This is a genomic window from Kitasatospora sp. NPDC034023 (assembly GCF_055575795.1).
Map to the genome: position 1 here is coordinate 284,575 of NZ_JBVIRY010000003.1, position 14,516 is coordinate 299,090.

Annotated in this window: 1 protein-coding gene; it reads left to right on the top strand. The window is 75.6% G+C overall.

The features are described from left to right. Positions 1-130 precede the first annotated feature (130 nt). Positions 131-14,500 (top strand): type I polyketide synthase, encoded by a 14,370-nt coding sequence (locus ACZ52R_RS06550; protein ID WP_465752921.1) that lies wholly within the window; start codon positions 131-133, stop codon positions 14,498-14,500. The last annotated feature ends 16 nt before the right edge of the window (positions 14,501-14,516 follow it).

The window sequence follows — 14,516 nt, forward strand, 5'->3', positions numbered from 1 at the left end:
CAGGTCCGGTGGCGGTACACGCCGGGCATGACGAAGGCGTCCCGGTCGGCGCGCGACCCGTGGGAGCGGGCCCCCCGCCACGGTCCGGCGACTGATGGTCCTGCTCGCCGTGAAGGAGTCCGAAGACACGATGGCGCACCCCGACGGTACCGAAGCACCGCTGCTGTGGACACTGGCAGGCAGCGGCAAGGAGTCGCTGGCGGCCGGCGCGCGCGGCCTGCACGCGTACCTGGCCGGTCGTGACGACTGGAGCCCCCAGGACATCGCATTCACCCTCGCGCGCACCGCTTCCGAGGGGAGCCGGCGGGCGGCACTGGTGGCGGACGGCCGCGACGGATTCCTGCGGCGGCTGGACGCGCTCGCCGACGGCAGGAGCATGCCCGGCCTGGTGGAGGGCGCCGCAGGGGCAGACCGCCGGGTCGCCTTCGTGTTTCCCGGACAGGGCGCGCAATGGCCCCGGATGGCGGTGGACCTGCTGGACACCTCCACGGTGTTCCGCGACCGGATGGACGCGTGCGCGCAGGCCCTGGAACCGTTCGTCGACTGGTCGCCGATCGACGTGCTCCGCGACCCGGACGCGCCGGGCGCACCCGCCGGGGACCGGGCCGACGTGGTGCAGCCCCTGCTGTTCGCCGTGACGGTGTCGCTCGCCGCGCTGTGGCGCTCCCACGGTGTGGAACCGGCCGCCGTGCTCGGGCACAGCGTCGGCGAGGTCACCGCCGCCGCGATCTGCGGCGCGCTGTCCCTGGACGACTGCGCGCGGGTGGTGGCCCTGTGGAGCCAGGCCCAGGCGACCCTGGCCGGGAAGGGGGACATGGTCTCCGTCATGGCCCCGGCGGGCGAGGTCGAGCCGCGGCTGCGCCGCTGGGACGGCCGCCTCGTCGTCGCCGCGCACAACGGGCCGCGGTCCGTGATCGTCTCCGGTGACCGCGACGCCGCGGCCGAACTCCTCGCCGACCTGGCCTCGGACGCGGTGCACGCACGGCGGATCGCGGTGGGCCTGGCGGCCCATTCCCCCCACATCGACGCGATCATCCCCCGGATGCGCGCCGACCTCGCACCGATCCGGCCCCGCACACCGCATCTGCCCTACTACTCCGGACTGACCGGGGGACGACTGGACGTCCCGGTACTGGACGCCGACTACTGGTGCCGCAACCTGCGCAACACGGTCAGGTTCCACCAGGCGACCGGGGCCCTGCTGCGGGACGGGCACGGCGTCCTGCTGGAGGTCAGCCCGCACACCGTGCTGACCTCCGCCCTCACGGACTGCGCGGAGGAACACGGTGCGCAGGCCACCGTCCTCGGGACGCTGCGCCGGGACCAGGGCGGTCCGGGCCGGTTCCTGACCTCGCTCGGTGACCTGTACGTGCGCGGTGTCACCCCGGACCGGGAAGCGCTGTTCGCCGGGCAGCACGCCCGGGTACGGGAACTGCCGGTGGCTGCCCTGGCGGCGCTCGCGGAGCCCGGCCCGGCGGACGCGAACGGGCCCGGCGGCGCGGGCGGTGACCGGGATGCCGGCACCGCGTTCCGCGTGGAGCTGGCCGGATCGGACGTACCGGAGCGGCGTGCCGCGCTGGCACGGCTGGTGGGCGAGGAGATCGCCGCGCTGACCGGGCGGTCCGATCCGGTCCCCGCCGACCTGGCCTTCCTCGACCTGGGATTCGACTCCGTCACCGCCGTGGAGCTGCGCAACCGGCTGAGCGCGGCGACGGCGCTGCGCATCCCGGCGACGGTTGTCTTCGACTGCCCGACCCCGGCGGCCCTGACCGCGTACCTCTGCGCCGAGATCAGCGGCGACCGGCCCGACAGGAACACGGACGCGGACGAGCCGGTGCGGCGGGCCGAGGACGACGACCCTGTGGTGATCGTCGGCATGGGCTGCCGCTACCCCGGCGGTGTCGGCAGCCCCGACGAACTCTGGGAGCTGGTGTCGGCAGGTGCCGACGCCGTCTCCGCGCTGCCCGACGACCGCGGTTGGGACACCGCCGGACGGTACGACCCCGTACCGGGGACGCCGGGCCGGTACTACCAGCGAGAGGCGGGTTCGCTCGCCGGCGCGGCCGGATTCGACGCGGGGTTCTTCGGCATCTCGCCGCGCGAGGCGGCGGCGATGGACCCGCAGCAGCGGCTGTTGCTGGAGACGACCTGGGAAGTGCTGGAGCGGGCCGGGATCGACCCGGCCACCCTGCGGCGGACCCCGACGGGCGTCTACGTCGGGGCGATGACCATGGACTACGGGCCCCCTCTCGAACAGGGCGCCGACGAGGGCGGCCACCTGCTGACCGGCAACACCGGAAGCGTCGCGTCGGGCCGACTGGCCTACACCCTCGGTCTGGAGGGAGCGGCGGTCACCGTGGACACGGCGTGCTCGTCCTCGCTGGTGGCCCTGCACCTCGCGGTACGGGCGCTGCGGGCGGGCGAGTGCTCGCTGGCGCTGGCCGGCGGCGCGACCGTGATGTCCACGGTCGGCATGCTCGTGGAGTTCAGCCGTCAGGGCGGTCTGGCCCCGGACGGCCGCTGCAAGGCCTTCGCGGCAGCCGCCGACGGTTTCGGCCTGGCCGAGGGCGTGGGGATGCTGCTGGTGGAGCGGTTGTCGGATGCGCGGCGCAACGGGCATCCGGTGCTGGCGGTGATCTGTGGTTCGGCGGTGAATCAGGATGGTGCGAGCAATGGTCTGACGGCGCCGAACGGTCCGTCGCAGCAGCGGGTGATCCGTGCGGCGTTGGCGGATGCGGGGCTGACGGCGTCCGAGGTGGACGTGGTGGAGGCGCACGGTACGGGGACGCGGTTGGGTGACCCGATCGAGGCGCAGGCGCTGCTGGCGACGTACGGGCAGGACCGGCCCGCGGACCGGCCGGTGTGGATCGGCTCGCTGAAGTCCAACATCGGCCACTCCCAGGCCGCGGCGGGTGTGGGCGGCGTCATCAAGTCGGTGCTGGCGATGCGGCACGGGGTGATGCCGAAGACGCTGCACGTGGACGGTCCGACGCCCGAGGTGGACTGGTCCGCGGGGGCCGGCCGACTGCTGACGGAGGCCCGTGCGTGGGACGACACGGGCCGTCCGCGCCGGGCGGGGGTGTCCTCCTTCGGCATCAGCGGGACCAACGCTCACGTGATCCTGGAGTCTGCGCCGGCTGAGGATCCGGCCGGGGCGGTGGAGGGTGCCCGGCCTCCTGGGACGGTGGTGTGGCCGGTGTCGGCGCGCAGTGCGGAGGCTCTGCGGGCGCAGGCGGGGGCGTTGGTGGCACGGGTGGTGGCGGAGCCCGGGCTTGATATGGCGGACGTGGGTTATTCGCTGGCGGTGGGGCGTGCGTCCTTCGAGCACCGTGCGGTGGTGGTGGGCGGGGACCGGAGCGAGTTGCTCGGTGGGTTGAAGGCGCTGGCGGAGGGGCGTTTGGCACCGGGGTCGGTGGCCGGCGGCGGGTTGGTTTCCGGTCGTGTGGTGTTGGTGTTCCCGGGTCAGGGTTCGCAGTGGGTGGGGATGGCCGCGGGGCTGTTGGGTGAGTCGGAGGTGTTCGCGGGGCGGATGGCGGAGTGCGGGCGGGCTCTGGCGCCTTATGTGGACTGGTCGTTGGCGGAGGTGTTGGGTTCGGAAGCCCTGCTGGCGCGGGTCGATGTGGTGCAGCCGGTGTTGTGGGCCGTGATGGTGTCGCTGGCGGAGGTGTGGCGTTCGTTCGGTGTCGTTCCGGACGCTGTGGTGGGCCACTCCCAGGGCGAGGTCGCTGCGGCTTGTGTGGCGGGCGGTCTGAGTCTGGAGGACGGGGCTCGGGTGGTCGCGTTGCGTTCCCGTGCGGTGGGGGTGTTGGCGGGCCGTGGTGGCATGGCGTCGGTGCCTCTGCCGGTGGGTGTGGTGCGGGAGCGGATCGCCCCGTGGGCGGGGCGGTTGTCGGTGGCCGCGGTGAACGGCCCGTCGTCGACGGTGGTGTCGGGTGACGCGGACGCGGTGACGGCACTGGTCGACGCGCTGATGGGTGAGGGGGCGCGGGCGCGTGTGATCGAGGTCGACTACGCGTCGCATTCCGCGCACGTGGAGGAGATCCGCGAGCGGTTGCTCTCCGATCTGGCCGGCATCGTGCCTCGTTCCGGTGCCGTGCCGTTCTATTCGAGCGTGACGGGTGGCCTGTTGGACACGAAGGCCCTGGACGCGGAGTACTGGTACCGCAATCTGCGGGAGACCGTCGAGTTCGAGCAGACGACCTGCGGGCTCCTCGCGGCCGGGCACCGCGTCTTCATCGAGGCCGGCCCGCACCCGGTGTTGGGCGTGGCGGTGGGGGAGTCGGTGGAGGCCGCTGGTGTGGACGCCGCGGTGCTGGGGACGTTGCGGCGTGAGGAAGGTGGCCTGGCTCAGGTGCTGCGTGCGGTGGGCCGCGGGTGGGAGTGCGGACTGGAGGTGGACTGGTCGGGTGTGTTCCCGGAGGGCCGGCGGGTGGACCTGCCGACGTACGCCTTCCAGCGGCGGCGCTACTGGCTGACGGCCCCGGCCGCCGTCCCGGCCGCCCCCGCCGAAGACCGCTGGGACGACCTGGAACTACAGGACCCCGCCCAGCTCGCCGAAACCCTCGGGGTCGACCGTGAAGCCCTGGACGAAGTCCTGCCCGCCCTGGCGACCTGGCGCTCCGCCAGGAGCCGTGAACGGAGGGCGGGATCCTGGCGCTACCACGTTGCCTGGGCACCCCTGTCGGTCGCGCCGGCGGACGGCCTCCCCGGTCGCTGGCTCGCCCTGCGTCCCGAGGGCGACGACGCGGCAGCCGCCCTGGGCACGCTCGGCGAGGCCGGAGCCGACCTCCTCCCGTGCGTCGTCGCCGATCCGGGCGCGACCCGCGAACAAATGGCCGCTCTGCTCACGAAGACCGCCGGGGAGCAGCCGATCGCCGGCGTGCTGTCCCTGCTGTCCTGGGAGGAGCGCCCCCATCCCGAACACCCCGACCTGCCCGGTGGTCCGGCGCTGACCCTCGCCCTGGCCCAGGCGCTGGAGGACGCGGGTATCCACGCCCGGCTTTGGACGCTGACGAAGGGAACGGCGGTCCTGGGCGGTGCCGAACGGCCCGGACACGTCGGCCAGGCCGCGTCCGCAGCCCTGGGCCGGACGCTGGCACTGGAGCACCCGCATCGCCGGGGCGGTCTGATCGACCTGCCCGAGGTGCTGGACGTACGGGCCGCCCGCCGCTTGTGCGCGGTGCTCGCGGGAGCCATGGCCGATGAGGAACAGGTGGCGGTGCGCTCCACCGGGGTCCACGGACGCCGTCTCCGGCCCGCGTCGTCCGCGCAGCCGAAGGCCCGTACGGGTGGCGCGGACGACGCGGCCGTCCGGGTGCGGACGCGACCGCGATGGCAGGGCACGGTCCTCGTCACCGGTGGCACCGGTGGCGTCGGCTCGCACACGGCGCGCTGGCTCGCGGGCCAGGGCGCGGAGCGGCTGCTGCTGGTCAGCCGTCGCGGTGCCGACGCACCCGGTACGGACGCGCTGCGGGAGGAACTGACGGCGCTGGGCGCCGAAACGGCCTTCGCGGCCTGCGACGTCGCCGACCCGGCCGCACTGGCGGCGCTGCTCGCCGACATCCCGGCGCGATACCCGCTGTCCGCCGTCATCCACGCGGCGGGCGTCCTCGACGACGGTGTGCTCGACGCGCTGGACCCCGCGCGGCTCGCCGTGGTGCTGCGCGCCAAGCTGACCGCCGCACGGAACCTGCACGAGGCCACCGCGGGTCTCGACCTGTCGGCCTTCGTGGTGTTCTCGTCGGTGATGGGCGTCGTGGGCAACGCCGGGCAGGGCAACTACGCGGCCGCCAACGCGGCCGTCGACGCACTCGTCGCCGCCCGCCGGGCCGCCGGGCTGCCCGGCACGTCCGTGGCCTGGGGCGCCTGGGCCGGGCCGGGCATGCTGGCGGACGAGGTCGCCGCACGGCTGCGGGACTTCGGCATGCCGGTGATGGAGCCCGAAACGGCCGTCACCGCGATCGGCCGGGCACTCGCGGAGGACGACGAACTGGTCGTGGTCGCCGATGTCGACTGGAGGCGCTTCACCACGGGCAGGGGCCGGTGGACCGCCGCCCTCCTCCACGGGATACCGGACCCGGCTGCCACGAGGCCCGTCCAGGACACCACCGCACCGTCGGCGGCCCGGGAAGGCGGCGACTCCGCCGACGCCCTGCGCCAGCAGATCGCCGTACTGCCGCGCCACGAGGACCGGGTCAGGACCCTCACCGAACTGGTACGCACCCACGCGGCGACGGTCCTGCGCCACCCCGACGTCGACACGGTCCAGCCCGGAAAGGCGTTCTCCGCGCTCGGCTTCGACTCGCTGACGGCGGTGGAGCTGCGCAACCGGCTCGCCGCCGTCACCGGACTGGCGCTGCCCGCCACCGTCCTGTTCGACCATCCCACACCGTCGGCACTGGCCGACCGGCTGCTCGCGGACCTGGACCTGCCGGACGCCGCGAGCGGCACCGCCGGGCCCGCCGGCTCCGTCGATGCCGGGGCGAGCCGGGCGGCGGCACCCGGCGGCAACGAGCCGATCGCGATCGTCGGCATGGGCTGCCGCTTCCCCGGCGGGGTCGCAGGGCCCGAGGACTTCTGGCACCTGCTCTCGAATGGCACCGACGCCGTCGGCGACTGGCCGTCGAACCGGGGCTGGGACACCGAGGGGCTGTACGACGCCGACCCCGACCACGCCGGCACCACGTACAGCAGGCAGGGCGGCTTCCTGCACGACGCCCCCGAGTTCGACGCGGAGTTCTTCGGCATCTCGCCGCGCGAGGCCCTGGCCATGGACCCGCAGCAGCGGCTGCTCCTGGAGACCGCCTGGGAGGCGGTCGAGGGCTCCGGGCAGGACCCGACCGCGCTGAAGGACCGGCAGGTCGGCGTCTACATCGGTACCAACGGCCAGGACTACTCCGCGCTGCTGCAGGGCGCCGAGGGCGTGTCCGAGGGCCATCTGCTGACCGGGAACACGGCCAGCGTGCTGTCCGGGCGGCTGTCCTACGTCCTCGGCCTCCAGGGACCCTCGCTCACCGTCGACACCGCGTGCTCCTCGTCGCTGGTGGCGCTCCACCTGGCCGTGCAGGCACTGCGGCGCGGCGACTGCGAGCAGGCCCTCGCGGGCGGGGTGACGGTGATGAGCACCCCGCGGCTCTTCGTGGAGTTCAGCCGTCAGCGCGGGCTCGCCGCCGACGGACGGTGCAAGGCGTTCTCGGCGGACGCGGACGGCACGGGCTGGGGCGAGGGCGCCGGAGTGCTGCTGCTGGAGCGCCACAGCGACGCCCTGCGCCACGGCCACCCCGTACTCGCGCTGGTCAGCGGCACCGCCGTGAACCAGGACGGCGCCAGCAACGGGCTCACCGCCCCCAACGGCCCGTCCCAGCAGCAGGTCATCCGCGCCGCGCTGGCCGACGCCGCGCTGCGCGCCGACCAGATCGACGCGATCGAGGCCCACGGCACCGGCACGAGGCTCGGCGACCCCATCGAAGCGCAGGCGCTCCAGGCCGTCCACGGGCCGGCGCGCCCGGCGGACCGGCCGCTGTGGCTCGGCTCCGTGAAGTCGAACATCGGGCACACCCAGGCGGCGGCCGGGGTGGCCGGAGTGATGAAGATGGTGCTGGCCATCCGCCACGGCGAACTGCCGGGAACCCTGCACGCCGGGACGCCGAACCCGCACGTCGACTGGTCCGACGGTGCCATCCGCCTGCTCACCGCGCACACCCCGTGGCCGGAGACCGGGAACCCACGCCGGGCAGGCGTGTCGTCGTTCGGCATCAGCGGCACCAACGTGCACGCGATCATCGAGCAGGCACCGGCCGTCGCGGTCGCGCCCGCCCCGGAGCGGACCGACACCTCGGCCGTGCCCGCCCCGGACACCGCCACGACGGCCACCGCGCGCCGGGCCGCCCCGCCCGTGCCGCTGCTGCTCTCGGCCGGCGCACCGGAGGCCCTGCGGGCACAGGCCGGCCGGCTGCTGAGCCGGCTCGATGCCGACCCGGACGCCGAACTGGCGGACGTCGCCTACTCGCTGGCCACGGGACGAGCCCCGCTCGAACACCGGGCCGCCGTCCTGGGACGGGACCGGGTATCCGTCCGACGCTCGCTCACCGCACTCGCGCGCGGCACAGCAGCGGGCCACCTGCTCACCGGAGGCGCCATACGCTCCGGCCGGACCGCCTTCCTCTTCCCGGGACAGGGCAGCCAGCGGCCCGGAGCCGGCGCGGAGCTCTACCGCGACGACCCGGTGTTCGCCGACGCCCTCGACGAGGTGCTGACCGGCCTGGACCCGCACCTCGACCTGCCCCTGCGCGACATCCTGTTCGCCGAGCCCGGAACCCCCGGTGCGGCGCTGCTCGACCGCACCCGGTACACCCAGCCCGCGTTGTTCGCCCTGGAGACGGCGCTGTTCCGGCTCGTGCAGCACTGGGGTGTGCGGCCCGACCTGCTGATGGGGCACTCCGTCGGCGAACTCGCCGCCGCCCACGCGGCGGGCGTGCTGGACCTGCCCGATGCCTGCGCGCTGGTAACGGCCCGGGGCCGGCTGATGGACGAACTGCCCGAGGGCGGGGCGATGGTGGCGGTGGAGGCCACCGAGGAGGAAGTACACCAGGCCCTGCTGGACGACCGCACCGGGCACCCCCTCCCGGAGACGGAAGCGGACCGGGACCCGGGCCGGGACGCGGTGGACATCGCCGCCGTCAACGGGCCCACCTCCGTGGTCCTGTCCGGTGACGCGGACGCGGTGCTGCGCCTGGCCGGGGCGTTCCGCTCCCGCGGACGGCGCACCCGCCGGCTGAGCGTGAGCCACGCGTTCCACTCCGCCCGGATGGACGGGATGCTCGACGCGTTCCGGGACGTGGCCGAGTCGCTGACCTACCACGCGCCCGGCATCGAGATCGTCTCCAACCTGACCGGGCGCACGGCCACGGCCGCGGAACTCCGTTCCCCCGAGCACTGGGTGCGCCACGTCCGGGGCACCGTGCGCTTCCTGGAAGGGGCCCGCCGGCTGCGGGCCGAGGGCGCGACGACGTACCTCGAACTCGGACCGGGCGGCGTGCTGTCCGGCATGCTTCACGCCTGCCTCCCCGACGCCACGCCCACCCCCGGCGGCCCCGGCGGCCCCGGCGGCCCCGGGACGGTGCCGCTGCTGCGCGACGGCCGCGGCGAGCCGGACGCGGTCCGCACCGCACTCGCCTCGCTGCACCTGCGCGGCGTGGCGGTGGACTGGTCGGCGGGCTGGAGCGGCACCGACGTGCGGCGGGTCGACCTGCCCACCTACGCCTTCCAGCGCAGGCGCTTCTGGCCGGTGGCCGCGCCGGACCCGGCCCCCGCCGCCCGGCGCTCCCGCCGGGAGACCGAGGTCCCCGTCGGCCCCCGCCGCTACCGCATCGCATGGGAGCCGCTCACCCCGCCCGCGGAGCCCCGCCTCTCCGGCCGCTGGCTGCTCGTCACCCCGGACGGACCCGGTGCCGAGGACACCGCACTCGCCTGCGAACAGGCGCTCGCCGGACACGGCGCCGACGTGGCCGTGATCCGGGTCGGGGCCGCCGCCGAACGCGCCGAACTGGCCTCGCTGCTCCCGGAGTTCGGCTCCTTGGAGGGCGTCCTGTCGCTGCTGGCCCTGGCCCAGGGCCCCCGCCCTGGCCTGCCGATGCTCGACGCCTGCCTGACCGGGACCCTGCTGCTGCTCCAGGCCCTGGGCGACAGCGGCATCGACGCACCCCTGTGGTGCGCCACCCGCGGCGCGGTGGCAGCCGACGGCACGGAGGAGGTCCGCCCCGAGCAGGCCCAGGTGTGGGGCCTGGGCCGGGTGGCGGCACTGGAGCACCCGCTGCGCTGGGGCGGCCTGGTCGACCTGCCGGACCTGCTGGACGGGCCCGCGCTGGACGGGCTGTGCGCGGTGCTGGCCGGACGGGACGGCGAGGACCAGGTGGCCGTACGCGCGCCGGCACCGTTGGGCCGTCGACTCGTCCCCGCGCCGGAGCCCGCGACACCCGCGCCCGCACCGTGGACGCCGCGCGGCACGGTCCTCGTCACCGGCGGCACCGGAGGCCTCGGCGCCCAGGTGGCGCGCTGGCTCGCGGAGCGCGGCGCGGAGCACCTCGTCCTCCTCGGCCGGCGGGGCCCCGAGGCCCCCGGAGCCGACGCGCTGGTCGACGCCCTGGCGGCGCTCGGCGCCCGGAGCACACTGCTGGCCTGCGACGTCGCCGACCGCACCGCGCTGGAGCGGGTCCTGGGGCGGCTGCGCGACGAGGGCGACACCGTACGGGCCGTGGTGCACACCGCCGGACTCACCTCGGACACCGCGCTGATGGACTGCACGCCGGAGGAACTGGCCCGGCGGACGGCGGCCAAGACGTGCGGCGCGGCCCACCTCGACGCCCTGTTCGAAGACCGCCCGCTGGACGCCTTCGTGCTGTTCTCCTCGATCTCGGGCACCTGGGGCAGTGGCGGCCAGGGCGCCTACGCGGCAGCCAACGCCTACCTGGACGGCCTCGCCGCGGCGAGGCGCGGCCGGGGCCTGACGGCGACCTCGGTGGCCTGGGGCCCCTGGGCCGGAGCGGGCATGGCCGAGGGCGCGGTCGGCGACGGCCTGCGCCGCCACGGGCTGGTGCCGATGGCCCCGGCAGCGGCGCTCTCCTCGCTCGGCCTGGCGCTGACCCTGGACGAGGGCGAACCGGTCGTCGCCGAGCTGGACTGGAGCCGCTTCGCGCCGATCTTCGGCTCGGTCAGGGACAGTGCGCTGCTGCGCGGCCTGTCGGCCGCCCCGGAGCCCCGGGCGGCGGACGGCGACCCCGCGGACGCGGACACCTCCGCCGGGTCCGGACCCGGCACGGGCGGCGACCCGTCGTGGCTGCACCGGCTGCACCGACTGTCCGAGCCCGAGGGCCGCAAACTGCTGACGGAACTGGTGCGGAGCGAAGCGGCCGCCGTGCTGGGCCACGAGTCGGCCGCCGGCCTCATGGCCGACCGCCCGTTCCGCGAGCTGGGCTTCGACTCGCTCACCGCCGTCGAACTCCGCAACCGGCTGGTCGCGGCCACCGCTCTGCCGCTCGCGTTCACCACCGTCTTCGACCACCCGACGGCAGCCGCCCTCGCCGCCCACCTCTTCGCCGAGCTGAGCGGCACCGGACCGGACGCCGACGGCACGACCGGCACGGCCGCGACGGACTCCGCGGCCGCCGCCGGCGGCGCGGCCGGGCCCGCGGCGGCCGACGAACCCCTGGCGATCGTCTCGATGGCCTGCCGGTTCCCGGGCGGCGTCCGCTCGCCCGAGGACCTGTGGCAGCTGGTGGCCGACGGAGTGGACGCGGTCGCCGCGCTGCCCGCCGACCGCGGCTGGCCGCTGGACACCCTCTACGACCCGGACCCCCTGCACCCGGGCACCTTCTACACCACCGGCGGCGGATTCCTGGACGGCGCGGCCGAGTTCGACGCGGAGTTCTTCGGCATCTCCCCGCGCGAAGCACTGGCCATGGACCCGCAGCAGCGACTGCTCCTCGAAACCAGCTGGGAGGCACTGGAGCGGGCCGGACTCGACCCCGCGTCGGTCCGCGGCAGCGAGGGCGGCGTCTACGTCGGCGTCGCCGCCCAGGGCTACGGCACCGGCCCGCAGAACCCGTCCGACGAGATCGAGGGGCACCTCCTCAGCGGCACGGTCACCAGCGTCGCCTCCGGCCGCGTCGCCTACACCCTCGGACTCGGCGGCCCCGCCGTGACCGTGGAGACGGCCTGCTCGTCCTCGCTGGTGGCACTGCACCTGGCCGGCCAGGCACTGCGCGCCGGCGACTGCTCGTTCGCCCTGGTCGGCGGCGCCGCGGTGATGGCGAGCCCGGACGTCTTCGTCGAGTTCAGCCGTCAGCAGGGCCTGTCGCCCGACGGCCGCTGCCGCTCCTTCGCCGAAGGGGCGAACGGCACGGGCTGGGGCGAAGGGGTGGGCGTCCTGCTCGTGGAACGCCTCTCCGACGCGCGCCGCCTCGGACATCCGGTCCTCGCCCTCGTACGGGGCACCGCGGTGAACCAGGACGGTGCCAGCAACGGCCTCACCGCTCCGAGCGGCCCCGCGCAGCAGCGGGTGATCAGGACCGCGCTGGCCGCGGCAGGACTGTCCGGCGCCGATATCGACCTGGTCGAGGGGCACGGCACCGGCACCGTGCTCGGCGACCCCATCGAGGCGCAGGCCCTGCTGGCCACCTACGGCCAGGACCGGCCCGCCGACCGCCCGCTGTGGCTGGGATCGCTGAAGTCCAACATCGGGCACACCCAGGCCGCCGCCGGGGTCGCCGGCGTCATCAAGACGGTGCTCGCACTGCGCAACGGCGTGCTCCCCGGCACCCTGCACGCACAGGAGGCGTCCAGCCGGGTGGACTGGTCGGCCGGCGCGGTCCGGCTGCTCGCGGACGCCCGCCCCTGGGACGCCCCGGACGGGGACCGGCCGCGCCGGGCCGGCGTCTCCGCGTTCGGCATGAGCGGCACCAACGCCCACGCCGTCCTGGAGGAAGCACCCGCCGCCGACGCCGGCCCGCTGCCCGACTGCACGGACGGCGAACCCTCCGAGGACACCGGGACCACCGTTCCGTGGCTCCTCTCCGCCATGACCCCCGCGGCCCTGCGCCGACAGGCGCGCCGACTGGGCGAGCACCTGCGGGCCGGCCCCGACGGGGGCGCCGCCGCCCCGGCCCGTGCGCTCGCCACCACCCGCCCCGCCCTGCCCTACCGGGCAGCAGTCCTCGGCCGCGACCGCGACGCGCTCCTCGGCCGGCTGGACGCCCTCGCGGCGGGCGAACCCGCGCCCGACGCCGTGCGGGACCGGGCGCGCGGCGGCCGTACGGTTTTCGTCTTCCCCGGCCAGGGCTCGCAGTGGGCCGGCATGGCCACGGCGGCGCTCGACGCCTCCGCGCCGTTCGCCGCCGCCATCGACGCCTGCGAACGGGCGCTCGCCCCGCACACCGACTGGTCCCTGACCGAGGTGCTGCGCGGCGCGCCCGGCGCGCCGACGCTCGACCGCGTGGACGTCGTCCAGCCGGCGCTCTTCGCCGTGATGGTCGCGCTGGCCGCGCACTGGCGCGACACCGGGGTCACCCCGGACGCGGTCGTCGGACACAGCCAGGGCGAGATCGCCGCCGCCCACGTCGCCGGAGCGCTGTCGCTCGACGACGCGGCCCTCGTGGTGGCGCGGCGCAGCCGGGCGCTGCTGAGGCTGGCGGGACGCGGCGGCATGGTGTCGGTCGCCGCCTCCGCCGAGCGGACCACGAGCCTGATGCCCGCCGGCGGACGCCTCTGCGTGGCCGCGGTGAACGGCCCCGACGCCGTGGTCGTCGCCGGGGAGCCCGAGGAGCTGGCCGCCCTGCTCGCGGCCTGCGACCGGGAAGGTGTGCGGGCCAAGGCGATCCCGGTGGACTACGCGGCCCACTCGGCCCAGGTCGCCGAGATCGAGGACGAACTGCGCGAAGCCTTCGCCGGGATACGCCCCCGCGCCTCGGCCGTCCCGCTCTACTCGACGGTGACCGGCGAACCCGTCGCCGGAGAATCGCTCGACGCCGCCTACTGGTACCGCAACCTGCGCGAGCCGGTCGACTTCGTCGGAGCGACCCGCGCCCTGCTCGACGCGGGCCACACCCTGCTCGTCGAGGTCAGCCCGCATCCGGTGCTGCTCGCCGGGATCGAGGCGGTGGCCGCGGCGGCCGGGCGGGAGGTGTCGGCGGTCGGCACGCTGCGGCGCGGCGACGGCGGCCGGGACCGGCTGCTGGCCTCACTGACCGAGGCGTGGGCGGCCGGCGGCGGCCCGGTGGACTGGTCGCCCTGGACGGGGGCCCCCGGGCCGGGCGGCCCGGCACCCGTCCTGCTGCCGACGTACCCCTTCCAGCGCGACCGGTACTGGCTGCCCACACCGGGCCGGACGGCCGCCGCGGCCACCACCGCGGTGCCGGCCGAGGACACTCCGCAGACCGCGGGCGACGAGGACGGCACCCCCGCCGTGCGACTGGCCGCCCGGCTGGCCCCGCTGGACCGGCAGGCACGCCGCCAAGCGGTGCTCGACCTGGTCGTCCGGCACGCGGCCGCGGTCCTCGGCCATTCCGGAACCGGTCCGGTGCGCCCGGAACGCGCCTTCTCCGAGATCGGCTTCGACTCGATGCTCGCGGTGCGGTTCAGGAACGCGCTGTGCGAGGCCACCGGGCTGGCCGTCCCGCCGACGGTCGTCTTCGACCACCCGACGCCAGAGGCGCTCGCCGCCCACCTGGACGCGGAGCTGTCCGCCGCGCCCGAACCGCCCTCGCCGCTGCTGGCCGAGCTGGACCGGCTGGCCGCGCTCCTCGCGGCCGTCCCGCCCGGAGCGGCCGACACCGACGGGGTCGGCGAACGACTGAACGAACTGCTGCACGGCTGGGGCCGGCGCGCCGGCGCACCGGGGGGCGAGGCACCACCGCCGGGACCGGTGGACGACAACGCCACCGCGATGGAAACGGCGACAGCGGACGAGCTGTTCGCCCTGCTCGACAACGACTTCGGAAACGCCTGAAAGAGAGCTGGCACTG

What these genes read in the sequence shown, in the direction of transcription:
- ACZ52R_RS06550 (WP_465752921.1), top strand. Translation starts at nt 131, where the DNA reads ATGGCGCACCCCGACGGTACCGAAGCACCGCTGCTGTGGACACTGGCA.